Source organism: Nostoc sp. 2RC (assembly GCF_014222165.1).
Classification (GTDB): Bacteria; Cyanobacteriota; Cyanobacteriia; order Cyanobacteriales; family Nostocaceae; genus Nostoc; species Nostoc linckia.
The window spans coordinates 1-206 of sequence record NZ_JACKZU010000869.1 but is presented as its reverse complement, the minus strand read 5'-3'; the positions used below and the strand labels follow the sequence as shown (position 1 = coordinate 206).

The 206-nt window shown below is 46.6% G+C and carries 1 protein-coding gene; it reads right to left on the bottom strand.

All coding sequences use genetic code 11. The annotated features are described in order from the left end of the window. A partial coding sequence (locus tag GNE10_RS35310) for a hypothetical protein (RefSeq protein ID WP_221643117.1) occupies positions 1 to 206 on the bottom strand: 206 nt, incomplete at both ends.

Sequence of the window (206 nt, the reverse complement as noted above, 5' to 3'; positions counted from 1 at the left end):
GGAGTTTGACTTAAAGACGAGTCGTTGCTGAGAACAGAAATTGCCTCAGTGGGGTTTTCCTTTGCTGGCGGAACTATGTCAGGCTGTATTAAAGTTTGATTTGCTGGTGGAACAGCAGCAGGTTGTGGTGGAGTTTGACTTAAAGACGAGTCGTTGCTGAGAACAGAAATTGCCTCAGTGGGGTTTTCCTTTGCTGGCGGAACTAT